18 protein-coding genes are annotated in these 23,341 nt (G+C 38.3%); 11 read left to right on the top strand and 7 right to left on the bottom strand.

The window, feature by feature from the left end:
* The first annotated feature begins 7 nt into the window (after positions 1 to 7).
* The 6 genes from JNG87_RS03765 (at position 8) to JNG87_RS03790 (ending at position 5,901) form a co-directional block, all read left to right on the top strand.
* Complete coding sequence (locus JNG87_RS03765) at positions 8 to 2,053, top strand: S9 family peptidase (RefSeq protein ID WP_202841780.1); 2,046 nt, start codon at positions 8 to 10, stop codon at positions 2,051 to 2,053.
* Between the two features lie 7 nt (positions 2,054 to 2,060).
* Entirely contained in the window at positions 2,061 to 2,423 is a 363-nt protein-coding gene (locus JNG87_RS03770; RefSeq protein WP_238349662.1) for a four helix bundle protein, read from the top strand.
* Positions 2,424 to 2,464: 41 nt separating this feature from the next.
* Complete coding sequence (locus tag JNG87_RS03775) at positions 2,465 to 2,803, top strand: hypothetical protein (protein ID WP_202841781.1); 339 nt, start codon at positions 2,465 to 2,467, stop codon at positions 2,801 to 2,803.
* Positions 2,804 to 3,343: 540 nt separating this feature from the next.
* Entirely contained in the window at positions 3,344 to 4,231 is an 888-nt protein-coding gene (locus JNG87_RS03780) for a hypothetical protein (protein WP_202841782.1), read from the top strand.
* A 1-nt stretch (position 4,232) separates the two neighbouring features.
* A complete protein-coding gene (locus JNG87_RS03785; RefSeq protein ID WP_202841783.1) occupies positions 4,233 to 5,072 on the top strand; it encodes a hypothetical protein in 840 nt (279 codons plus the stop codon).
* A 1-nt stretch (position 5,073) separates the two neighbouring features.
* Entirely contained in the window at positions 5,074 to 5,901 is an 828-nt protein-coding gene (locus JNG87_RS03790) for a hypothetical protein (RefSeq protein WP_202841784.1), read from the top strand.
* Between the two features lie 116 nt (positions 5,902 to 6,017).
* On the opposite strand, the gene JNG87_RS03795 is transcribed toward JNG87_RS03790, so the two are convergent.
* The gene (locus JNG87_RS03795; RefSeq protein ID WP_202841785.1) at positions 6,018 to 6,509 is read right to left on the bottom strand and encodes an SRPBCC domain-containing protein; all 492 of its coding nucleotides are present in this window, start codon (positions 6,507 to 6,509) and stop codon (positions 6,018 to 6,020) included.
* Between the two features lie 201 nt (positions 6,510 to 6,710).
* Between JNG87_RS03795 and JNG87_RS03800 the strand changes: the two genes are divergently transcribed.
* The 5 genes from JNG87_RS03800 to JNG87_RS03820 all read left to right on the top strand — a co-directional run bounded on the left by JNG87_RS03800 (position 6,711) and on the right by JNG87_RS03820 (position 12,978).
* Positions 6,711 to 8,255, top strand: coding sequence for a sensor histidine kinase (locus JNG87_RS03800; RefSeq protein WP_062673264.1), 1,545 nt, complete (start codon positions 6,711 to 6,713; stop codon positions 8,253 to 8,255).
* A gap of 158 nt (positions 8,256 to 8,413) precedes the next feature.
* The gene (locus tag JNG87_RS03805) at positions 8,414 to 9,100 is read left to right on the top strand and encodes a response regulator transcription factor (protein ID WP_002982671.1); all 687 of its coding nucleotides are present in this window, start codon (positions 8,414 to 8,416) and stop codon (positions 9,098 to 9,100) included.
* 78 nt (positions 9,101 to 9,178) lie between these two features.
* A complete protein-coding gene (locus tag JNG87_RS03810) occupies positions 9,179 to 9,823 on the top strand; it encodes a hypothetical protein (protein WP_238349663.1) in 645 nt (214 codons plus the stop codon).
* Between the two features lie 19 nt (positions 9,824 to 9,842).
* Positions 9,843 to 10,205, top strand: coding sequence for a hypothetical protein (locus JNG87_RS03815; protein ID WP_202841787.1), 363 nt, complete (start codon positions 9,843 to 9,845; stop codon positions 10,203 to 10,205).
* Between the two features lie 67 nt (positions 10,206 to 10,272).
* Positions 10,273 to 12,978 carry a TonB-dependent receptor domain-containing protein gene (locus JNG87_RS03820; RefSeq protein WP_202841789.1) on the top strand — a complete coding sequence of 902 codons (2,706 nt, stop codon included), beginning with the start codon at positions 10,273 to 10,275 and terminating at the stop codon, positions 12,976 to 12,978.
* 367 nt (positions 12,979 to 13,345) lie between these two features.
* Here the strand turns inward: JNG87_RS03820 and JNG87_RS03825 are convergent, their stop codons facing one another.
* The 6 genes from JNG87_RS03825 to JNG87_RS03850 all read right to left on the bottom strand — a co-directional run bounded on the left by JNG87_RS03825 (position 13,346) and on the right by JNG87_RS03850 (position 23,318).
* Entirely contained in the window at positions 13,346 to 13,843 is a 498-nt protein-coding gene (locus tag JNG87_RS03825) for a phosphoheptose isomerase (RefSeq protein WP_062673259.1), read from the bottom strand.
* A gap of 24 nt (positions 13,844 to 13,867) precedes the next feature.
* Positions 13,868 to 16,150, bottom strand: coding sequence for a GH92 family glycosyl hydrolase (locus tag JNG87_RS03830; protein WP_202841790.1), 2,283 nt, complete (start codon positions 16,148 to 16,150; stop codon positions 13,868 to 13,870).
* Between the two features lie 21 nt (positions 16,151 to 16,171).
* Positions 16,172 to 17,032 carry an ROK family protein gene (locus JNG87_RS03835; protein WP_202841791.1) on the bottom strand — a complete coding sequence of 287 codons (861 nt, stop codon included), beginning with the start codon at positions 17,030 to 17,032 and terminating at the stop codon, positions 16,172 to 16,174.
* 131 nt (positions 17,033 to 17,163) lie between these two features.
* Positions 17,164 to 19,572 (bottom strand): endo-beta-N-acetylglucosaminidase H, encoded by a 2,409-nt coding sequence (locus tag JNG87_RS03840; RefSeq protein ID WP_202841792.1) that lies wholly within the window; start codon positions 19,570 to 19,572, stop codon positions 17,164 to 17,166.
* A gap of 58 nt (positions 19,573 to 19,630) precedes the next feature.
* Positions 19,631 to 21,781, bottom strand: coding sequence for an endo-beta-N-acetylglucosaminidase H (locus JNG87_RS03845; protein WP_202841793.1), 2,151 nt, complete (start codon positions 21,779 to 21,781; stop codon positions 19,631 to 19,633).
* Positions 21,782 to 21,890: 109 nt separating this feature from the next.
* A complete protein-coding gene (locus tag JNG87_RS03850) occupies positions 21,891 to 23,318 on the bottom strand; it encodes a glycoside hydrolase family 125 protein (protein WP_202841794.1) in 1,428 nt (475 codons plus the stop codon).
* Between the last annotated feature and the right edge of the window lie 23 nt (positions 23,319 to 23,341).

Raw genomic sequence — 23,341 nt, forward strand, 5'->3', positions numbered from 1 at the left:
ACCCCGGATGAAAGCTCCACAGGCAAAAAAAATTGAAAAAATACTAGAAAAACACGGCGATAGAAGAACTGATAATTACTTTTGGCTGAATGAAAGGGAAAACCCTGAAGTTATCCGATACATTGAGGAAGAAAATGCCTACGAAGAATTCATCATGAAAGATACGGAAGCTCTTCAGGAAGAGCTTTTCGAAGAGATGAAGGCCCGCTATAAAAAGGATGATGAGTCTCTGCCTTATTTCTTTAATGAGTACTGGTATATTGTGCGTTATGAAGAAGGCAAAGAATATCCTATCTTCTGCAGAAAGTATAAAAGCCTTGAGAATGATGAGGAAATTGTACTCGACGTTAATATTCTGGCAGACGGCAAAGAGTTTTTTGAAGTAGGAAGTGTAGCAGTAAGCCCCAGTAACGAACTGGCCTCTTTTTCTTCAGATGATGTAGGAAGAAGAATTTATACACTTAATTTTAAAAATTTAAAGACAGGAGAAATTTTGCCGGATACGATCCCTAATACCACAGGGAAAGCTGTTTGGGCGAATGATAACCAGCATATTTTTTACATCAGAAAAGACAAAAGTCTTCGGGCATTTCAGGTATACAGACATCAGCTGGGAACAGATTCAGTGGAAGATGTTCTGATTTTCCATGAAGAAGATGAGACTTTTGATGTCAATGTATTTAAGACAAAATCATTAGAGTATATTTTCATTGCAAGCTCAAGCACTATTTCGGATGAACACCGTTTTATCCCTTCTGACAATGTATTTGCAGAATGGACGGTGATCCAGCCAAGAATAGATGATCTTGAATATTCAGTAGAGCATTATAAAGACGAATTTTATATCATTACCAATGCGGATGATGCGATCAATTTCAAGATTGTAAAGACAAAGATTGATAACTGCGGTATGGAAAACTGGGTTGACGTGATTCCGCACCGTGCAGAAGTTTTACTGGAAGGTTTTGAAATTTTTAAAGATTATCTGGTTCTTGAGGAAAGAGAAAGAGGATTGCTTCAGATCAAAATCATTGATGAGAAAACACAGGAATCTTACTACTTACCTTTCTCCGATCCTACTTATACGGCTTATATCGGGATCAATCTGGAATTTGATACGGAAATTTTACGCTATGGATATACTTCTCTTACACAGCCTAGTTCCACATATGAGTACAACATGAAGGAAAAGACGACAAAACTTCTGAAACAACAGGAAGTTTTGGGTGGAAAGTTTGCTCCTGAAAATTATATTTCGGAGAGAATCTGGGCAGATTCAAGAGATGGAAAGACAAAAGTTCCTATTTCACTGGTATATCATAAAGACACTAAGAAATCACCTGACACTCCCCTTCTTTTATATGGATATGGAAGCTACGGACATACTGTTGATGCCAGCTTTTCCAATGTAAGATTGTCTTTGCTGGATAGAGGATTTATTTATGCTATTGCTCACATCCGTGGTGGAGAATATCTGGGAAGAGAATGGTATGAAGACGGGAAGATGCTGTTTAAGAAAAATACATTTTTTGATTTTATTGATGCCGGAAAATACCTGATCAGAGAAAATTATACTTCATCCAAACATATGTATGCCATGGGAGGAAGTGCCGGCGGATTGCTGGTAGGCGCTGTGGTAAATTATGAACCTCAGTTATTCAACGGAATTGTGGCACAGGTACCTTTTGTAGATGTTGTTACAACAATGTTGGATGATACGATTCCGTTGACAACCGGAGAATATGATGAGTGGGGAAATCCAAATGACGAGGAATATTACCATTATATGAAAGACTATTCTCCCTATGATAATGTAGAGGCTAAAGATTATCCTCACATGCTGATCACGACAGGATTTCATGATTCTCAGGTACAGTATTGGGAACCTGCAAAATGGACGGCAAAACTGAGAGAATTAAAAACAGATAATAATATTTTAGTCTTCAAAACCGACATGAGCTCCGGACACGGAGGGGCAAGCGGAAGATTTGAATCTCTGAAAGAAGATGCACTGGAGTATGCGTTTCTGTTAAAGATAAATAATAATTCATAAATGATAAATGATGGATAGCCCGGATTATAATACAATTTTTGCTCTTAAAACAAAGCAGCTAGCCATCATGATCATTAAAGAATTTTCTAAACTTCCACCTAATGAAGCCTTTTCTGTGATCAGAAAACAAATATTCCGGTCTTCTACTTCTATGGCTGCTAATTATAGAGCTATGTGCAGAGCAAGATCAAAAGCTGAGCGGTTTTCTAAAATATCTATCGTGATTGAAGAAACTGATGAAACTTTGTTTTGGCTTGAAATGTTAGAGGAACTGGAATATGTTCAAAAAGAAATTATAGCAGATATAAAAACAAAAACTGAAGAAATACTGAAAGTAACTTCTTCCTATAGAAAAATGCTAAAGAACTAACTTTATCATTGATCAACTATCATTTATCATTTAAATATATTATGAACGAATCCGAATATTGGAAAAAAATAGAACAGTTCTTCGAAGATAATTTTCAGACTGAGAAGAATCCGCCCATTGAAACCCTCTTATTTCTGATAGGGTTGCAGGAGCTGGGAAGCGGCCAGCAAAAATATACAAAAGAAGACAAAGTAAACCTGATTCATATTGCAGTCTGCAGATTGCTTGAGCCTTTTGGATATTATAAATTTACCCACTATGAAGACGGATGGCCCCACTTTGAAACTGTGGAAGAACTTCCGGAACTCAAACCTAATGAGCAGACTTTGCTTATGAAAAAGGCGATTATCCAGTATTTTCAGGAAGAAGAACTGATCTAAGCCGTAAATGCATCAATTTAGAGTTTTGATAAAAATTCCATGTAATAATTATCAAAACCTATCCAAATAACATTACTTTATTAACGAAATAGAGACAAGCCAAAAACTTGCCTCTATTTTTTTAAACAAAATCAATATGGCTATTTAAATTCTAAGTAAAAATTTAAACACTTATTTAAATTTTAAACCAATTCATTTCCAGGTCATTATCAGAATCCTTTCTTACAAATAGAACGTTTCTCACATAATATTTCTCATTTTGATTGGATGGTACCACATGAGAGTTGTATCTTAGTCACACTAAGACCACATTCTTTTGGCCCTTTTCTGCGGCCAATTTCCCTCAGATATTATGGTCATTTCTTCAAGATGTATAAGTCTGAAAAAACAACAAAGCAAATGATAACTCCGGTTCACATAATGAGTCGGGGAGGATAAAATTTGAATAAAAACTACACAAACCAAACAATTGAAAAACGATGTATTTCGAAAAAATTCTTCTGAAAAAAAACAGATTAAAATTTAAATAGAAATCAAACCATGAAAAAAATTAACACCTCTTTGATGTTGATCATTGTTAATTTAGCCTTTTCACAAGTAGGGGTTTCCAAAAACCCCACTGTTGAAATTCACAACAAGGCTATTTTACAGATAGACGGGAAATATGGGGGTAAAAATTTTGGTATGATGCTTCCTGAAGTATCTTCTCCAGACAATCTTCCTCTCTATGCACCAGCTGCCTCTGATCCAGAAATGACAGGGATGATGATGTTTGAAAAAACACATGCCACTTTTTACTCTTATGACGGAGCAAAATGGAACAATGAACCTACTGCTGCAGATTTCAAGATGAAGCAGTCCAGGTTTTTGTCTAATGCTGATGAAGAAATCAGTGTCGTTTGTGTTCTTCTCGGATGTGGAAGACATGTGGGGCTTGGGTTCAGTGCGCCTGTTGACGGGCAGAAATCTTACAACAATCTCGGTATAATAAGAGAAACTGCGGTTGTTCCGGGAGGAGGACTCTATACAGACCAGAGTTTTGACAATGCAAAATTCGTTATTAATCAGGCAGGTGTTTATGACATTTACTTAAATGTACCCTCCAAAACAGGAGGTGCCGTTTCTTTGACCAGCGGTCCGCAGTATCAGTTAAGAGCTTATCTTAAGCAGCCTGACAACAGTTTTAATGAAGTCAAACTAACCACCTTTTCGCCTGATTATTACGGAATCCTGGGAATTGGCGGAGATACCAACACGGCGGCATTTACAACAACCCGAATCCGATTGAATCCCGGTGATTATATTGTTTCCAGAATTCAATCTCCTCTTGCCACAGTATCTGTAGTTGTTACCTTAACTGCTGCTACAAATACTAATATCGCCTCATTCTATCCAAGAGAAATAATATTTACCAAAGTAAGTGATTAAGATGACAAAGAAAGCAATTGCACTCAACATATTAACTTTAACAGCCCTGGGAAGCCTGGGATATGCTCAGGTAAAAATGGGTGACAACCCGGAAAAAATTCATACAAGAGCCCAGTTACAGGTAGAAAGTAAGACAAAGGGAATCATACTTCCTGTTGTCGAAAATCATACCGAATTGCCTAATTATAATGCCTCTCATCCGGATTTATATGAGAACAACCCTAGTGATAATGGACTGGTATTTTATAACAAAGAAATAAAAGACGTTGTAAAATATGACGGCTACCGATGGCTGGCAGTTACCGAAAGGAGTATTAAAAATTATAAAAATCTAAGTATCCTGGGATCAAATGCAGCTGATCTGACTGTTGCCAATGTACTGGGAATTACCGGACGCCCCACTCTACAGTTCAACATTTTAAATGATGCTGACAGAAATAACATCAATAACCTTGGGCTTACTGTAAATAGCAATGGCGAGATTACCATTCCTTCTGATGGTTTTTACAGAATTAATCCTTCCGTAAAAACAAGCAGTGCAGGCGGTCTCTCTGTAGGAAATGCAGCTACAATTGTATCCCTGCAGGCGCTCTATGTAAATGCATTAGCAGATGGCTGGCAAAAAATTCATGAAAACAGTTTCTTACTTTATGGATTGGTGGTTACAGCAGGCAGCTCCAATTCTGTGAACAGCTTTTCTACCACCAAATATCTTCATGCAGGTGACCAGATCCGCCTAAGAGGCGGAATTCAGGCTGACACGGGTTTGAACCTCGGAACCGGAGTAAATTTTAAAATGAATGATAAAGACACTTATATCTATATCGAAAAACTGAACTAATATGATAAAGAAAACATATATATTCACACTTTTACTGATAGCATCAATATCCTTTTCTCAAGTCACAGTAGGCAGTAATGCAAGCTCAAGTGCCAATGCAATGTTCAGTGTAGTCAATAAGGAAGATAATGCAGCAAAATCTAAAGGGATGATGATCCCGACAGTAAATTATGAAACTGAACTACCTCTTTACAATGCCATTCAGCCAGATCACTTCAATGATGACCCAGGCATGCAGGGAATGATCTTATACAGAAAGGACATCAAAAGAGTGGTTGTCTATGATGGTGAGAAGTGGAAACCCACTTTTTATGAAAGCGGAGGAAGAACAACCCGCGCCAGTATGAATCCTGCAATGGCAGAAAGCGACTTCCCTTCTGTAACCTGTGTGCTTATCGGATGTGGAGAAAAAGATGTCCCGTTCGGATTTTATGACAATACACAGGATATGGATAAACTTGGGATCATTAATCCGCAGGGGATCGTAAATAGCAATTTCAACAACTTTACTTTTAAAGAATCAGGGCTCTACAGGGTGCTGATTAGTTTAAAAGTAAAAACTTCAGGGATACATGTCAGCCCGCCAACCATTTCTTTCAGAGCTTTGAAGAACGGAAATGTGCTTGCGAGAAATGATATTGCTTTAAATGAAGCCATATTAATTACTGCAGGAGCAAACAGGGTGGGAACCATGGAGTTTCTGTCTATGTTTGACAAAGGAGATCAGTTGAAAGTTCAGGTTTCAGGAGGAGTTTCTATTCTGACTGTGGCTGATGTCTATAAAATTGTTCCTACAGACGGAACTTTTATCAGTATAGAAAAACTGTAATTCAATAACAGAATAATAAAGAGGATGTTCATTGTAACATCCTCTTTATATAGTATAAAAATCTTTGTTATCATTACTTTTACATTTCAAAATCTTCAGATGGAAACTGTTTTACATTAACCTATTAATTCTTCCAATTGATTCAGTCCCATTTTAAAGCCTTCTTCAAATCCCATATCCATAAGCTTTTTCATCACTTCAGGAGAATGGTAATGGATATTGATGGTTACTTTAGTTCCTTCCTCCACTCCGGTAAAGCCAATCAGCCATTTTGACCTTGGGAAGTCTTCATTGATATTCCCTTTTTCATCACAGAAAGCACTCATCCAGTCAAGACTTCTGTGTTCTGTAATTTCTCCATATTGAGTTTGAGCATACATAGGTCCTTTTTCACCGTTCGGACCTACCATTGTGTACATCCAGATACCTCCTTCCTTGAAATCCTGACTTACCGTTTCACATTTCCACGGTTTAGGTCCCCACCATTGATCCAATAATCTTGCTTGTGTAAAATAGTTCCATACGGTTGAAACATCAGCCTTAAAAATCTTCATAACATAAGTACTTGATGCATCAAAATCTTTGTTGAAAATGATCGTAGATTCCATATATATTTATTTTTATTAAAGTTAGCATTTTATTTATTGAAAGGACTTTTCATATGACAAGTAAAAGATAATTCATAAATAATTGTTAAAAAACACTCTTTTAAGAAAAAAAAAACAATTTTTTGGCTCGTTTTTTGTTTATGTACTCTTAAAAAAATTAATTTTAACATTCATTTTTCCAAAACATATATATTTTAAATAATGAATAACAAATTCATCCCAATAATTTCAGTGTTTATGACGATCTCACTGATTGTCTTTGTAACGCTCCAATTTTATTGGTTGAAAGGCTATTACGGCGTACTGGAACAGGATTTTTCAAATAAAGTGTATGCGGTTTTGGAAAGTACTTCAAAAAGTATTGAAGAGATTGAAGCTGACAAATACCTGAATCAGGATTATAAAGATTTCAGAAAAAATATTCTTGCGAACAGCAAACAGCCATCTTTAACTACCATTCAGCAAGTAGAAGACTCCGGGACTCAAAGACAGATTATTTATTCCAAAAATATTATTGAAAAAACGCAGCTGCCTATTTCTCAAAAAGGAGATTCTATCAAGCTGACTACATTGTACACAGACGAAGCTGCTTATAAAATAAAAAGAGATACCACCAATCGCGAACTTTTAACGCAAGATATCAATCAGGAGATTGAGACGGGAGATTATTCCATGAAAGAGTTTGTGAAAGTATATGGAAACAACCTTCCTATTACTAAAAGAGTAGATCCGAAAACTCTTGACTCCGTTATTGCCAAAGAACTGAAAATAAGAGGTATCACTGCCAAGTTCGGATATGGAGTTCTGGATCGTAATAATAAGCTTACAAGCATTGCGAATAAGGCTTATAAAGAAAAGAAAGACAGTAATACCTACAGCTTTCCTCTTTTTGCCGATAAGAAAAATACTTTATACAGCCTTGCCCTGGTATTTCCTAAAAAAGAATATTCCCTGGCGATGAATAACTGGCCGATGCTTTTGGGAACATTCCTTTCTCTCCTTACCATTCTTGGGATTTATATTATTTCCATCAATTATATGATGAGGCAGAAAAAACTTGCTGAAGTAAAAACAGACTTCATCAACAACATGTCCCACGAGTTTAAGACGCCATTGGCAACTATTTCTGTTGCAACGGATTCATTGGCTAATGACAAAATTGCCACCAATCCGGATAAAGTAAAATACTATTCCGAACTGATCAAACAGGAGAATTTAAGGATGAAAAAACAGGTGGAAAATGTACTTAACATGTCCAAGCTTGAGCGAAATGAAGTGGAATTATTTTTAAAAGAGACCAACGTAAGAGAGCTGATCAAAAAAACAACAGAATCTTTCAATCTGATTGTACAGCAAAGAAACGGAACCCTTACGCAGAAGTTCACGGCCACTCAGTATAATTTTAAAATAGATGAATTCCACATCTCCAATATGCTGGTCAACTTACTGGATAATGCCAATAAATATTCTCCTGAAGCACCGGAAATACATGTGGAAACAAGAAATGAAGGACACTGGTATGTGATTGAAATTTCCGATAAAGGAATGGGAATGGATACACAGAATAAAACCAAAATTTTCGAAAAATTCTTCAGGGAAGAAACCGGAAATATTCACAACGTAAAAGGCCAGGGATTAGGTCTTTCTTACGTGAAGAAAATTGTAGAACTGCACAAGGGACAGATTATTGTAGACTCTCATAAAGGAAAAGGAAGTACGTTTACGATAAAACTGCCGATGAGCTAGAAAAATAAATGATAGATGATAAGCGATAAATGATACCGATTCTTTCACATCAGTTATCAATGATCATTCATCAATTATAAAGTTAAACCAAATATCAAAATATAGAAGATAGAGTGAGGAAGTTCATTCTTAATTGTTAATTTTTAATTATTAAAATTATGAGCAACAGAATATTATTAGTAGAGGACGATCAGAGTTTCGGGGCGGTGCTTAAAGATTATTTGACCATCAATAATTTTGAAGTGACTCTTGCCACTGACGGGGAGCAGGGACTTAAAGAATTTACAGAAAATGAATTCGATATCTGCATATTTGACGTAATGATGCCTAAAAAAGACGGATTTTCATTAGCGGAAGACGTAAAAAAGATTGATAAAAATACACCTATCATTTTCCTTACTGCAAGAAACATGAGAGAAGATATTCTGAAGGGATATCAGTTAGGTGCTGATGATTATATTACAAAACCTTTTGATACTGAGCTTCTTTTATACAAAATAAAAGCAATTCTTCAGAGAAGTTCTACCTTGGAAAATGAAGAACAGGAGCAGTTCAAAATCAGTAATATTTTCTTTGACTCTATGCTGAGACAGCTGAAAGTAGGTGATAAAGAATATAAACTTTCTCCTAAAGAAAATGAATTATTAAAACTTCTTTGCATCCATAGAAATGATTTCATGCCGAGAGATCTTGCTTTAAGAAAGATCTGGAAAAAAGAAAATTATTTTACAGCAAGAAGTATGGACGTTTATATTGCCAAGCTTCGTAAGTTGTTAAAAGACGACGAAGGATTGGAAATCATCAACGTTCACGGAGAAGGATTTAGACTTTTGGTAAAAAATTAATCCAAAAATCAAATTATAAGTATAAAATTAGCAAAACAATTGAAAATGTTTTGCTAATTTTGTTTCATACCCATGGATATGAAGAATACATTTATAGGTTTGATTGCCGTATCACTCTTAGCCGCATCCTGTAAAAAGGATGAAAGAGCTACTTACTTAAAAGAAGAAGCCAACGCTGGTCAGCCCAACGTAGCTCTAAATACCACCTCAAAAACCGCTCTGATGGAACAGGCAGGCATCCAGTCCAACGCTGCTCCTGCTCCTATGGCTACAGCTCCGGGAATGAATCCTCCACACGGGCAACCGGGGCACCGATGCGATATTCCGGTAGGACAACCTTTGAATGGGCAACCTTCCGCAGCTGCTCCTGCAACACAAAATGTAAATGTGAGCGGGGGCAATACCATCCAGATTGATCCAAATGCTATATCACCGGGAAAAATCACCCTTGATAATAACGGGAAACAGATAAAAACCGCACCAGGAATGAATCCTCCACATGGACAGCCTGGACACCGATGCGATATTCCTGTAGGACAGCCCTTAAACAGTAAGCCAGCTCCTGCGCCACAGGCAGTGCAAAATGCAGTTCAAGCAGCTCCAAGTCCGGCTCCTGCACCTGCAGCACAGAATCTCGCAATGGGAGAAAAACCGAAACTGAATCCCGCTCATGGTGAGCCATGGCACAGCTGTTCTCTAAAAGTTGGTGATCCTTTACCATAAATTTTGTATTTTTGCACAGATGAAGCTGTTTCACATACTTGCCATAGTTTTTTGTCTGGGAGTTTTTCTGATTCCCAAGGACTATTTCTATGCGCAGGAAATGCAGGAAACATGCTGTAAAGCAGAATCTTCCAAGAAAATGGACTGCTGTAAAAATCATTCTTCAAAAAAAGACAGCAAACATGATAACACAAAATCATGTAATGATGACTGCTGCTCATCATGCATTGCCTGCTATACTTTTATTGAAACCCCTTTTTCAAAAAATCTACGTCTGGAACTGTCTTATTACAAAGCGAATAAGAATCCTCAGTTTCAATATTCAGATCCTTATCTTTCAGACCGTTTGAAGGAAATCTGGCAACCGCCCAAGATAGGTTAATTAAATACCATGGGTTCATTATGCCTTATAATGAACTGTTTTTTAATTAATTAAAACTTTAAACAAAATGAAATTATATATTTCCAGGTTCATACTTGGTGCATTATTCCTATTTACACAATATATATCTGCTCAGACACTTTCAAAAAATCAGTTCAAGGTAAAAGGGAACTGTGAAATGTGCAAAACAAGAATTGAAAGTGCAGCAAAAAAAGCGGGTGCCAAAACAGCCGTTTACTCTGTTGATTTTCAAACACTAACCCTAGAAACAGATAAGGTATCTTCTGATGATATTCTGAAAAAAGTAGCAGAAGCAGGACATGACAATGAGAAATTCAAAGCTTCTGATACAACCTATGAAGGACTTCCGGGATGCTGTCATTACGACAGAGATCTGCAGCCTTCCCAGACAGAAACCCATCATAAGCACCATGCAGATGCTACTATTTCCCCTAAAAAAGAAAATGAATTCTACGTAAGAGGAAACTGTGCTTCATGTAAAGCCAGAATTGAAAAAGCATCCAAAGATGCCGGTGCCGATACTGCAGAATGGAATGCTGAAAAGCAAACGGTTACTTTACATTTTGATCCTTCAAAAACTTCATCAGATAAGATTTTAAAGGCTACTGCTGATGCAGGACATGATAATGAAAAATATAAGGCTTCAGATGCTGTTTACAATAGTCTTCCGGGATGCTGCCTCTATGACAGGGATTTTACTTTTGGTGAACCCAATCCAAAAATGCATTACGAAGAAGAAACAAAACATGAAGGTCGTAAAGACAATGAGACTTCATCTGATAAAGAAGATCATTCCCAGCACGAAAAAAGTATTGATGGTGTTGTGGTAACGGGTTCTAAGGCAGCAACAGCTTTAAGTAAGAAAGAAGCCGGACTTGTTTTTAATATTGATAAAAAAGAGCTGTTAAAGGCAGCTTGCTGTAATCTGTCTGAAAGCTTCGAAACCAATGCAACGGTAGATGTTTCTTTCAGCAATGCAGTTACGGGAACAAAACAGTTGAAAATGCTTGGGTTGGATCAGAAATACACGAGTTTGACAAAAGAACAGCTACCTGAGATCAGAGGTCTGGCTTCTGCCTATGGCTTAAATTTTATCCCGGGAAGATGGATTGAAAGTATTCAGCTTACCAAAGGAGGAAGTACCGTAACAAACGGTTATGAAAGTATCACAGGACAAATCAATACTGAGCTTTTAAAAAATGCCAAGACGCCTGAAACATCACTGAACCTTTTTTCTGACTTCAATGGAAGAGCGGAAATCAATATCACCAATGTTTCTCCTATCAACGATAAATGGTCGCAAACCTTTCTTCTTCACGGCAACGGAACATTTGGAAATACGGATATGAATGATGATGGTTTTCTGGACAGACCGAAAGGAACACAGATCAATGCAGCTTATTTGCTTAATTATAATGATCTTGAAAAGTCAGGATTCGGGTCTCATTTTGGAATTAATTTTATCAGAGATGAAAGAACGGCAGGACAAATTGGTTTTGATAAAAAACTGGGTCAGGACAAACAGCCTTTTTATGGAGTAGGAATTGATATTTCAAGATTTCAGGTCTGGAATAAAACAGGATATGTTTTTAAAGGAAAACCTTACCAGAGTATCGGCTGGATGAACCAGTATGTGTATCACCAACAGGATAGCTTCTTTGGATTGAGAAATTATGCGGGACAACAGCATACATACTATTCCAATTTAATCTTTGAAAGCATCATCGGAAACACCAACCACAAGTACAAGGCTGGTGCAAGTTTCTTATATGACGGATACAAAGAAACGTATTTGCTGGACGATATGAGAAGAAATGAAATTGTACCGGGCATTTTTGCCGAATATACTTTAACAGGTTTAAAATATACTTTGGTAGCAGGTTCCAGAGTAGATTTTCATAATCTGGCAGGAACACAGTTTACCCCAAGACTTAACTTTAAATATGACTTCACGCCTCAGACTATTTTAAGACTTTCTGCGGGAAGAGGATTCAGAACTGCAAATGTTTTTGCGGAAAGCCAGCAGTATTTTGCATCGAACAGAGCGATTAATATTCTGCCTAACGGAGGAAATATTTATGGATTAAGACCTGAAATCGCATGGAATTATGGAGCGAGTTTACAACAGGAATTTAAGTTATTCGGAAGGAAATCGAGCATTGTTGCAGACTTCTTCAGAACAGATTTCCAGGATCAGGTATTGGTAGATCTGGATCAATCTCCTCAACAGCTGACATTTTATAATCTGGATGGAAAGTCTTTTGCGAATTCGTTCCAGACCCAATGGGATTTCATGCCTGTCAAAAATCTTGAAGTAAGATTGGCTTATAAATATTATGACGTGCAGGCTGATTATATCGGTGGAAGAAGAGAAGTTCCTTTTATGGCGAAGCACAGAGGGTTTGTGAATCTGGCCTATTCAACCAATAAAAATGATAATGGCGGATTCTGGAGTTTTGATACGACTTTAAACTGGGTCGGAAAGCAAAGACTCCCTGATACTTCAACGAATCCGGCAGAATTTCAGCTCCCAACTTATTCGGAATCATATGCAGTTCTTAATGCTCAGATCTCAAGAAATTTCAATAAAAAAATCAGAGCTTATGTAGGAGGAGAAAACCTGACTTCTTATTATCAGAAAAATGCGATTGTAGATTTTAAAAATCCTTTCGGAAGCTATTTTGACGGAGGAATGGTATATGCACCAATTATGAAGGCCAACTTCTATTTGGGACTGGATGTGACGTTTTAAAAGCAGGAAGTTGGAGGAATGATGCTGGGAGTGCTATTAGCCTATAAAGTTATTATGTGGGATAAACTACTGGTAAACGCTTAATAAGATGACGTTTTAAGGAGGGAAGATAGAAGATAGAAGCTGGGAGTGCCTACAAGCGAGTAAAGTTTTATTTTATTGAGGATAAAACCTAAATACACAAAAACCTTATAGGTTTCAGAAACCTATAAGGTTTATTTTTTGCCATTAGCAGATAAAATTCACCAGTAATAACGAAGGAAATCCAAGAGTTATGAAAACTTACAGAGACTTCCTTCTTCCAGCTTCAAGCTTCCTTACCAATAAAAAAAATCGGCTTCAAAAATTGAAGCCGATTCTTTTTATTTTATCTTCCAAAGTCATCCTGTACTCTTACGATATCATCTTCGTCTGAAGGATTGGACGCATCGGTGTGCTGCCAGATTTCAGCTACAATTCCCCAGCCTGCAAGACCAATTAATCTGTGTCTTTCTCCCTGCTGAAGTTTCACCTGATCTTTCGGACCATATTCTTTCAGTTCTCCTTCTTCATCGGTATTGCTTCTTTTGATTCCTACCGTTCCTTCTACAACCTGCCAGATTTCGGCTCTTCTGTGGTGATACTGCCAGCTCAATCTTGCTTCCGGAGCTACGATAAGGATTTTCGGGCTTAGCTTTCCTCCTATTCTCAGGCTGTCTACATCAATCCCGTCAAAATACTGGTTGGCAAAATCCTGTGCCTGTGTTTCATCAATCACAAAAAATCCTCCCCATGGTCTTGTATCATCTTTTGCAGCAATAGTAAAACCTTGTGTCTGCAGCATATTCTCTACTCTCTCGAATATTTCTTTTTTTTCTGTACTCATGCAGCTATATTTTTAATTTAAAAATTATTTATTTGATTCTTCTTTTGACATTGAATATGGGAAATCTTTTTCCTGTGTACCTCTTTCTTTATTAGGTTTGCTATCCATTTTAAAGTCTAACACAGCACCTTTCATCAATTCCTTGTGGCTTAGCCAGTTTTTGGAATAAAGCTGTTGGTTTACATTCAAAGATTTTACATATAAATTTTCCGCATTGTTTTCAGGAGCTTTTATTTCAATTTTCTTACCATTTTCAAGGTGAATGGTGGCTTCTTTAAATAATGGTGCTCCCAACACATACTGATCCGTTGCTGGTGTTACCGGATAAAACCCAAGGGCTGAGAAAATATACCATGCGGAAGTCTGTCCGTTATCTTCGTCACCGCAATATCCATCAGGAGTGGCATGATACAATTTATTCATCACCTGTCTCGCCCAATATTGAGTTTTGTAAGGTGCACCTGCATAGTTGTACAGATAAATCATGTGCTGAATAGGCTGATTTCCGTGGGCATACTGACCCATATTCATGATCTGCATTTCTCTGATCTCGTGGATCACGCCTCCATAATAACTGTCATCAAAAACCGGAGGCAATGAAAATACTTCATCTAATTTGGCTTCAAATTTCTTTTTCCCACCCATCAGTTCTGCCAAACCATCAATGTCCTGGAAAACCGACCATGTATAATGCCAGCTGTTTCCTTCCGTAAAAGCATCTCCCCATTTGAAAGGATTGAAAGGTTTCTGGAAGTTACCATCTTTATTTTTACCACGCATTAAACCTGTTTCCTTATCAAATACATTTTTGTAATTATAAGCTCTTTTCTTATAAATATCAATTTCTGAAGCAGGTCTTCCTAATGCTTTTCCTAACTGATAGATTGAAAAATCATCATAAGCGTATTCTAATGTTCTTGCTGCATTTTCATTGATCTTTACATCGTAAGGAACATAGCCCAATTCATTATAGTACTTTACTCCCGCGCGGCCCACAGCTTCTATAGGACCTTCATTGTTTGCTCCGTGTTTTACAGCCTGCCACAGCGCTTCTGTGTCATATCCGCGAAGTCCTTTGATGTAAGCATCTGCTACTACGGATGCGGAATTGTTTCCAATCATAATATCAGAATATCCGGGACTGCTCCACTCCGGTAAGAAACCTCCTTCTTTGTAAGCATTGGCCAGTCCTTCCTGCATTTCTACATTGATGCTTGGATAAACAAGATTCAGGAAAGGGTACAAAGCACGGAAAGTATCCCAGAAACCGGTTCCTGCAAACATTCTTCCGTCAACAATTTTCCCGTTGTAAGGGCTCCAGTGTTTTATTTTATTCTGAGCGTCCACTTCATATAGTTTCTGCGGGAAGAATAAAGTTCTGTATAAAGAGGAATAAAAGGTTCTCATCTGCTGATCGGTTCCCCCTTTTACATCTATTTTTCCTAATGTCTTGTTCCAGATATTTTTAGCATCAGTTTTTACCTGTTCAAAGTTTCTGTTTCCGATTTCTCTTTTAAGATTCAGTTCTGCCTGTTCAAAGCTGATGAATGAAGAGGCTACTTTTGCATACACCGTTTCTTTATTTTTAAGCTTAAACCCTACTACAGCACCTGTATGATCACTGGTAATTTCTAACTGATCATTCACCAGTTTATTGTCTTTCCAGGTTTTTGTGAGTTCAAAATCTTTATCAAACTGAATGACAAAGTAGTTTTTAAAATTATCATACTTCCCGGTAGAATATCTCGTGGTATATCCCAGGATTTTTCTTTCTTTCGGTAAAATTTTGATATAAGAACCTTTGTTCAGAGCATCAACCACTACGTAAGCACTGTCTGTCTTTGGAAAATCAAATTTAAAATAAGAAGCTCGTTCTGTAGGCGTAAATTCTGTTGTGACATTGATGTCAGCAAGATAAACGCTATAGAAATAAGGTGTGGTAACCTCAGCTTTATGGCTGAACCAGCTTGCTCTTTCGTCTTCTTTAAACTTCACTTTTCCAACTCCCGGCATGATGGCAAATGCGCCATAATCGTTCATCCATGGAGAGGGTTGGTGAGTCTGTTTAAATCCTTTTATTTTATCTGCATCGTAGGTATAGGCCCATCCGTCGCCCATTTTACCGGTCTGTGGTGTCCAGATATTCATTCCCCAGGGAAGTCCGACTGCCGGATAGGTATTTCCATTGGATAATGAAGGTTTGGATTGGGTTCCCATCAAAGGATTCACATAGTCTACGGGAGATACATTCTGACCTAAAGCCCAGGCCTGTAATAACAGTAAGCAAGTGGAAAATATAAACTTCATTGTATCTTTTCGTTTGTTAATTTATATACGCTTTTTTAATGCATAGCTGGCAGCTCCAAGAATGGCCGCATCTTCAAATATGGCCGAAATTTTAACCTGCAAGTTAATATTATTCTTTGTTAAATTCTGAATAAATCTTTGCTCAAAATGAGGATAAGCCTTGGCAATATTTCCTCCTATAACTAAAACTTCCGGTTTGTAATGATCGACATATTTCACGATAAATTCTGAGAAAGAGTCTGCATATTCATCAAACATTCTTTTTTGTATTTCTTTGGATTTATCCAGAAGGTCTTTGGTTCCTGAGATTTCTTCTCCGGTAAGTTCCTTATAATGATTCACAAACCAGCGGGTGGCCAGATAGTCTTCACTGATGGAATCTCTGAAGGGAGAATCCCATAAGTCTTCATCGGCAGCAAATTCCCCGTTGAAAAAAGTCGTTCCCAATCCTGTTCCAAGAGTCACTCCAAAAGCACTGTTGAATCCCTGAGCGCATCCTCCGAATACTTCACCTTCCATAAATGCAGCCGCATCATTTACAAAATGAATCTGCTTCTGAGAAATATCCAGCCTTTTTGCCAGTTCTTCTTTAATATTGACCTGATAGATATCTATAAATTTCCCCTGCTGCATGAGTGATATCCCTTTCTCATAATCGAAAGGTCCGGGCATTGCGATACCAATCAGAAGATCTTCTTTTACCAGATCATGAGCCACTTTATGAATGGCTGAAACCCAGGCGTTGAAAATAACTTCTTTGTTTTCGAAAGCATCTACATGTTCTCTTACATAGGTGGATGAAATGATTTCACGTTTTTGCGGATCTACCTGAGCCAGCGTGATATGCGACCCTCCAATATCGATTCCTACTATATTCTGCATTATTTTTTTATTTTAAATTCAAGTCTTCCTGTGACTGAAAAAACAGACAAACAGAAGTACACCTCTGTCTGCCTGCTTTGTATTTCAGACTCTATTTCATTAGTCCCGGTAACTATTTCATTATCTGAATTTTACTTCACAATAATTTTACCGGTTGATATTACTTTACTGTTTGTGGATGTAATTTTGTAAATATAAGTACCACTGATTAAATCCTGCGTATTGACTGCGTTATTATTTTGATTAATATTCTGTTTTTTGAACAATTTTCCTGAAGCATCATACAATGCTACTTCATTTGCTGCGCTGTCTGTAATGGCAAAATGAATGTCATTTCCTCGTTTCACAGGGTTTGGATAGACTGCACTGTTCTCTTTTACTGATTCTATATCTTTTACTGCAAGGGATGAAGCGCAGGCAACATCTGTTCTCCAGTTGGCATCTGTCATATTGATCAGGGTTGCAAAATGGGTATTGGCTGTAGCATCCAAAGCTCCCATTCCGCTTCCTTCATCCATTTTCCAGTTGGCTTCAAGACCTGTAGAATTGGCAGGAACATTACAGCTGTTACTTAAAATTTCCTGTGGTGTTAATGCTTTTTTCCAAACTCTGAATTCATCCAAGAAACCATTGATTGTACGGGAATTGTCATAGTTTCTTCCCAGATAAAGGATTCCGTTTGCTGTAAAGTTACCCGTTACTGCAAAACTGGCATCAAGGTTACCATTGACATAAATTTTCATGGCTGTTCCATCATAAGTAGCTGCTATATGATACCATGTATTGGTGTTGAATGCGGTATTGGTATTCAATTTCACCTGTGACGAACCAAAACTTAATATAAACTGCAGCTTATTATTCGCAAGGTTTCCATCTCCGAAACGAAGTATTGCCGAGTTGTTATCTCCTACTTCTATCCCCATTACCGATGAAATATACGGAAAGCCTGTTTTGAAAGCATTTACTTTTACCCAACCTTCAAATGTTACGGCATTTCCGCTCAGGTTAAATTGTCCTGCATTAAGGTAGTGAGTGCTTCCGTTGAAAGCAAGAGATCTTGCACCCGGACTTGTAACCGGAGCAAAACCACTGTTGAATGATCCTTCTCCTGAATAATTACTTGTAGTTCCTCCGGCACATGAAGCCTGTACTTTCCATACATAACTTGTGTTAGGTGTCAGGTTTTGTAATGAGTAAGAATTGGTGGTAATATTTGGAATTTCAGACCAGGTTGTTGCTGAAGTCGTTTTATATTGCAGTGTATATGAAGTGGCGTTGCCTGCATCCCATGACAGTTGGGTAGTATTACCAAGGAAACTTCCGGAAGTCAATCCTGATGGCGTAGTGCAGCCACTTCCGGAGTTAAACCTTGGTGCAAAAATATAAGTACTTGTTAATGTCGTTGAGCAGTTAGACTGGATTCTCCAATCGTAATTGGTATTCAGGGTAAGGTTGCTGATGACAATATTATTTCCAGAATAATTGCTGGCTACATTCGTCCATACTGTTGAATTGGCAGGTTTGTAATCAATATTGTAAGACTGAGATGCATTGGAAGTCCAGTTCAGTTGAGCTGAAGTTCCTGTCACGTTGGAGACATCAAGCCCCAATGGAGGATCACAAGCCTGTCCCTGTGACCATGAATATAATTGACCGCTTAAAAGTGTATTTTCATTATAAAGAATATTGGATCCTGTACTCAGGTAACTGGCTACATTGGTTCCCGGCAGATCGTACCACATAAACACGCCGTATTGATCATTCTTTGTACTGGTCGCTAAGCTTGCCAATGTAGTGGCAGAAGTTGAACTTGGATTCGAGTTTTGTATCCACGTTGCAGCTGCAGAAATTTTGGATTTATCAAGAGGCGGAACAACCGGAGCATTGTACGTACTGTACATGGCATTCCAGGTGTAATTGATATAATTTCCTGCTAAATCTCCATTATACGTTTGTCTGGTTGTAGCCGGACCGTAGTAATAGAATGTAATCAGTTTATCGGGCATTGCGGCTTTCAATTCCTGTAATAACATAACAAAAGAGCTGTTATTAGGCTGTCCTGTGCCGTTATTTCCGTATCCTGCGTATTCATCATCAAGGTCTACTCCATCCAGTCCGTAGGTGTAAACAGTGTGAGCCACCTGTAAGGCAAAATCTTTAGCCGCTTCACGGTTAGGGAAATTGGAAATTCCAGCTCCCTGGTGGTTTCCTAAAAGATCCAGTAATACTTTTATTCCTTTTTGCTGTAAAGGTTTTACATAGGTATTGACATCATTCAGAACTTTGGTAACGTTGTTATTGTTTGAGATATAAGCACGGTTTTTAGAAACATCATAGTTGATATTGGCTGCAAAAATAATGGCTACATCAAAAAGCTGTCTGTTGGTATTCTGTAAAGTATAGGAACCTGCATTCAGCATATTATTGTTGTTCACTTCTACATAGCAGACTCCCAAAGGATCAAGCTGCTGTGCTTTGAGTGCCGGAGCTGACTGAAGCATCAGGGCCATTAAGGGAATAAAAAAGGATTTTTTTCTCATAGTATATCAATTTTGTAGTAGAAAAAATCATTGGGCTTCGGCCCAATGACGGGGGTTATTATTTTACAATTAGTTTTTCGGATTGTTTCAGGCTTCCATCATGAGATTCAAACTGAACAATGTAGTTTCCTGCCGGAATTCTGCTCAATTCATATTGATTATCTCCTGAGTTCAGTGATTTTGTGTCTACGATTCTTCCGTTAAAATCATAAATTGTCAATTTTCCTTTGCTGTATTCATCAGGAACAGAAACTGTCAGTGATGAAGATTTGCTTGCCGGATTAGGATATAATTTGATTTGATTTTTAATGTTAGTCTCTCCCGTATTGATCGCCTTTTGCCCTGCAATTCTTGCTAATACTGAACTTCCTGTTGTACATGGCACATCTGTTCCCCAGTTAGAAGAATCAACTCCCGTTAACGTTAAAGTCACACCATTTCCTGAAGTATCCTGAACTGTAGAACCACTTCCTTCGTTAAACTTCCAATACGCAGCCAGTGAAGTTGCCGGAACGGATACATTACACATATTCTGACTGATTTCTGTCTGGCTTAATGCGCGTTTCCACACTCTTACCTCATCTATTTTTCCATTGAAGTTTCTGGAAGTATTATATAAATATCCTACATTGAATGCTCCTGTTGAATTCACACTTCCTGTTTGTGCTTTAGTGGCATCCAGAACACCGTTGATGTAAATTTTCATATTGGCACCGTCATAAGTAGCTGCCACATGATACCAGGTATTGGCATTCAAAGCTGTTGCAGAAGCCAGTTTTTGCTGTACATTATTAATACTTACCACAAACTGAAGTTTATTATTCGCCAGACTGGCATCTCCTAATCGTAAGAATGCAGAATTGCCGTCGCTTACTTCTGTTCCCATGATAGAAGAAATATATGGCGACGCAGATTTGAACGATGACGGTTTGATCCACCCTTCAAAAGACAATGCTGAGCCGCTTAGATTCATACTTCCGGCCGCTCCTGATTCAGTACTTCCATCCAAAGACAGAGCATAAGAACCTGTAGGCGTTGTTCCTGAAGTACTTGTAAATCTTGGCGCAAACATATAGGCACTTTTCACGCTGCAGTTGGTTCTGATTCTCCAGTCATATTCGGTGTTGGCTGTTAATCCGGAAATGGTTACAGAAGTGGAGCTTGTCGCTGAAACTGCATTTGTCCATGTTGTTGAAGAAGCTGGTTTATAATCAACATCATAGGTATTGCTTCCTACGGCTGACCAGTTTAGTTTTGCGCTTGTGCCTGTAAGGTTGCTTGTGTATAATCCGATAGGGGCGTCACAATTGGTTCCCTGTGTCCAGGATTGTAAAGTACCGCTTAAAACAGTAGGTTCTCCGTATAAGGTTTGAGTTCCTGCTGAAAGCTGTGTCGTTTCATTCGTTCCATGTAAATCATACCACATGAATACGCCGTAACCTCCATTTTTAGTTTGGGTAGCCAGGCTGGTGGTGGTAGAATTGGAAGTATTTCCCATCCATACGGCAGCAGGAGAGATTTGTGCTTTGGTAAGAGGTGGTACATTCGGAGCAGAGAATGTTCCGTACATCGCGTTCCAGCTGTAATTGACATTATCTCCTACTCTGGCTCCGTTCCAGGAAAGTCTTGAAGCGGCAGGACCATAATAATAGAATGAAATAATCTTATTGGGTAATAAAGCTCTGAGTTCCTGAACCAGCATTACAAAAGAGCTGTCATTAGGCTGCCCTGTTCCGTTATTTCCGTATTCAGAATATTCATCATCAAAATCAATTCCATCAAGACCGTAGGTATTCACTGTATTGGCAAGCTGCAGAGCAAAGTCTTTTGCGGCTTCACGGGTAGGAAAATTACAGATTCCCGCTCCCTGATGGTTTCCTAAAATAGTGAGTACGACTTTCATTCCTTTCTGCTGAAGAGGCTTTATGTAGGTATCTGCATTGGTAAGAACCTTGGTTACGTTATTATTCGAATACAGATAGGCTCTTCCACGGCTGGTATCATAATTAATATTGGCCGCAAAGATATTCACCACATTAAACAGGTAACTGTTCGATGTCTGCAGTTTGTACGCTCCTGCATTCAGGAGGTTGTTGTTATTCACTTCCACATAGCATATCCCTGTAGGGCTAAGCTGCTGTGCGTTGATCAGAGAACCAGACTGAAGCATCATGGCAATCAGTGCGGTAAAGATGGATTTTTTTTTCATTGTATAATTTTTTTAAGGTGTTTTGGTGTCTGAATTTTATATAGCAATCCCCTTATTCCTTCTTTTTCGGGAAGGAATCAATGATAAAAAAGCCATATAAAAGGGTGTGCTATGTCAGTAGCTCCGGGTTTTCGTTAAAGGTTTTCCATAACAATTCTCCAAATAAGGTATTGGCCCATGCAAACCATTCTCTGGTGAACTTTTTGGAGTCGTCTTTATGGAAGGATTCATGCATAAAGCCTGTTCCTCCATGCGTTTTCTGTAAGGTATCTATGCACCATCTGATCTCACTTTTGTCTTTGGTAGTGAGTGCCTTCATTATGATACTCATTGGCCAGATCATGTCAAGTCCGATATGCGGACCTCCTATTCCTTCTGCCAGCTTACCTTTGAAGAAGAACGGGTTGTTTTCTGACCACACAAATTTTCTTGTATTCAAATACACAGGGTCATCAGCTTTCACCGCATCCAGATAAGGCAGTCCCAGCAAGCTTGGACAGTTCGCATCATCCATCAGGTTGTAGCTTCCAAAGCCATTTACTTCAAAAGCATATATTTTTCCAAATTCAGGATGATTGTAAATTCCGTATTTTTTGATGGCTGTTTCTACCTCATGAGCAAGGCTGTTCAATTGTTGAGCCAACGTTTTTTCATTTTTAATCTGAGTAACCATTTCCGCAGCCTGGCGTAAGCTTACCACCGCAAATAAGTTGGAAGGGATCAGGAATCCGTAGATGGTAGCATCATCACTTGGACGGAACATAGAGCTGATCAATCCCACAGGTTTTGTTGGATAACCATATCCTCCCATAGGAACTCCATCTGTTGCCCAAGCCGTTGTACGCTCGAATTTGTAAGGACCCAGATCATTTTTTCTCTGCTGTTCTGTGAAAGTCTGCAGGGTAAGTTTGATTCCTTTCAGCCAGTTGGCATCGAAAGGTTTTGTATCTCCGGTTGTTTTCCAGAAGTGGTAGGCCAGACGGATAGGATAGCAAAGCGAGTCGATTTCCCATTTTCTTTCATGGGTTCCCGGCTTCATATCGGTATGGTCATATTCTTTCCATTTACTGATCTTCTGGTCATCGTTATAGAAAGCGTTTGCATAAGGATCTTTCAGGATGAAAGTAGTCTGTTTATGGATGACTCCTGAGATCAGCTTGTGCAGTTTTTCATCTTTCTTCGAGAACTGCAGATAAGGGAAAACCTGTGCGGAACTGTCACGAAGCCACATGGCATCAATATCCCCGGTGATCACATAGGTATCCGGCGTTCCGTTGGTTTCCGTATAATAAACAGTAGTATCCAATGTATTCGGGAAGCAGTTTTCAAAAAGCCAGCTCAGCTCTTTGTTTTTCACTTTCTTTTTAAACGCGGCAATAGCACTTTCTACAGATTCGCTGGTAAAATGTCTTTTATCTTTAGGAACACGGACAACAGGAAAATTGTCCAGCACTAAATTTTTAGCAAAAACATTTTGAGTAAACAGCAATCCGGCTCCTGCCAGTGCACTTGTTTTAATAAAATTTCTCCTTTCCATTGATACTTTGTTTCGTTTATTTT

Source organism: Chryseobacterium cucumeris (genome assembly GCF_016775705.1).
Lineage (GTDB): Bacteria > Bacteroidota > Bacteroidia > Flavobacteriales > Weeksellaceae > Chryseobacterium > Chryseobacterium cupriresistens.

Excerpts from the sequence above, each read along its gene's own strand:
- JNG87_RS03780 (WP_202841782.1), top strand. The coding sequence starts at position 3,344 with ATGAAAAAAATTAACACCTCTTTGATGTTGATCATTGTTAATTTAGCC.
- JNG87_RS03815 (WP_202841787.1), top strand. The coding sequence starts at position 9,843 with ATGAAGCTGTTTCACATACTTGCCATAGTTTTTTGTCTGGGAGTTTTT.
- JNG87_RS03825 (WP_062673259.1), bottom strand. The coding sequence starts at position 13,843 with ATGAGTACAGAAAAAAAAGAAATATTCGAGAGAGTAGAGAATATGCTG.
- JNG87_RS03850 (WP_202841794.1), bottom strand. The coding sequence starts at position 23,318 with ATGGAAAGGAGAAATTTTATTAAAACAAGTGCACTGGCAGGAGCCGGA.
- JNG87_RS03805 (WP_002982671.1), top strand. The coding sequence starts at position 8,414 with ATGAGCAACAGAATATTATTAGTAGAGGACGATCAGAGTTTCGGGGCG.
- JNG87_RS03790 (WP_202841784.1), top strand. The coding sequence starts at position 5,074 with ATGATAAAGAAAACATATATATTCACACTTTTACTGATAGCATCAATA.
- JNG87_RS03820 (WP_202841789.1), top strand. The coding sequence starts at position 10,273 with ATGAAATTATATATTTCCAGGTTCATACTTGGTGCATTATTCCTATTT.
- JNG87_RS03770 (WP_238349662.1), top strand. The coding sequence starts at position 2,061 with ATGATGGATAGCCCGGATTATAATACAATTTTTGCTCTTAAAACAAAG.
- JNG87_RS03765 (WP_202841780.1), top strand. The coding sequence starts at position 8 with ATGAAAGCTCCACAGGCAAAAAAAATTGAAAAAATACTAGAAAAACAC.
- JNG87_RS03800 (WP_062673264.1), top strand. The coding sequence starts at position 6,711 with ATGAATAACAAATTCATCCCAATAATTTCAGTGTTTATGACGATCTCA.
- JNG87_RS03795 (WP_202841785.1), bottom strand. The coding sequence starts at position 6,509 with ATGGAATCTACGATCATTTTCAACAAAGATTTTGATGCATCAAGTACT.
- JNG87_RS03845 (WP_202841793.1), bottom strand. The coding sequence starts at position 21,781 with ATGAAAAAAAAATCCATCTTTACCGCACTGATTGCCATGATGCTTCAG.
- JNG87_RS03810 (WP_238349663.1), top strand. The coding sequence starts at position 9,179 with ATGAAGAATACATTTATAGGTTTGATTGCCGTATCACTCTTAGCCGCA.
- JNG87_RS03840 (WP_202841792.1), bottom strand. The coding sequence starts at position 19,572 with ATGAGAAAAAAATCCTTTTTTATTCCCTTAATGGCCCTGATGCTTCAG.
- JNG87_RS03785 (WP_202841783.1), top strand. The coding sequence starts at position 4,233 with ATGACAAAGAAAGCAATTGCACTCAACATATTAACTTTAACAGCCCTG.
- JNG87_RS03775 (WP_202841781.1), top strand. The coding sequence starts at position 2,465 with ATGAACGAATCCGAATATTGGAAAAAAATAGAACAGTTCTTCGAAGAT.
- JNG87_RS03830 (WP_202841790.1), bottom strand. The coding sequence starts at position 16,150 with ATGAAGTTTATATTTTCCACTTGCTTACTGTTATTACAGGCCTGGGCT.
- JNG87_RS03835 (WP_202841791.1), bottom strand. The coding sequence starts at position 17,032 with ATGCAGAATATAGTAGGAATCGATATTGGAGGGTCGCATATCACGCTG.